Source organism: Mycobacterium deserti (genome assembly GCF_025345615.1).
GTDB classification, from domain to species: Bacteria; Actinomycetota; Actinomycetes; order Mycobacteriales; family Mycobacteriaceae; genus Mycobacterium; species Mycobacterium deserti.
Genome location: NZ_JAODWD010000011.1, coordinates 1 through 801, shown reverse-complemented (window position 1 = coordinate 801; position 801 = coordinate 1). Strand labels below are relative to the sequence as shown.

Annotated in this window: 1 protein-coding gene; it reads left to right on the top strand. The window is 67.4% G+C overall.

The window, feature by feature from the left end; all coding sequences use genetic code 11:
* The coding region (locus N4S67_RS27940) for an AMP-binding protein (protein WP_260996314.1) at positions 1–801 on the top strand (801 nt) is incomplete at both ends.

Here is an 801-nt window from a genome sequence, read left to right as displayed (position 1 = left end):
GGTGAGGCGTGTCCGGCGGTGGTGGTGGATCAGTGGGCGCCGGGGCGGGTGATGATCAACGCCTACGGTCCCACCGAGACCACCATCTACGCCGCGATGAGCACACCGCTACAGCCCGGATCAGGAACCCCACCGATCGGCTCACCGGTGCCCGGGGCAGCACTGTTCGTCCTCGACCAACACCTGCACCCGGTACCACCGGGAGTCCCCGGTGAGCTCTACATCGCCGGACGCGGCGTCGGCATCGGCTACTGGCGCCGCCCCACCCTGACCGCCACCCGCTTCCTGCCATGCCCCTACGGCCCACCGGGCACCCGCATGTACCGCACCGGCGACCTCGTACGCTGGCGCACCGACGGCCAACTCGACTACCTCGGCCGCACCGACGAACAAGTCAAAATCCGCGGCTACCGCATCGAACTCGGCGAAATCCAAACCGCCCTCACCGAACTCGACGGCATCGACCACGCCGTGGTCATCACCCGCCAAGACCACCCCGGCGACACCCGACTGGTCGCCTACATCACCGGCACCACCGACCCCGCCACCGCACGCACCCACCTGAGCACCAAACTGCCGCCCTACATGGTGCCCTCCGCCATCATCACCCTCGACACCATCCCCACCACCACCAGCGGAAAACTCGACACCAACGCCCTCCCCACACCCACCTACCACCACCACAGGACCTACCGCCCACCCACCACCGCCATCGAACAAATCCTGGCCGACACCTACGCAAACGTCCTCGGCCTCACCCACGTCGGCACCGAAGACTCCTTCTTCGAACTCGGCGGCGAC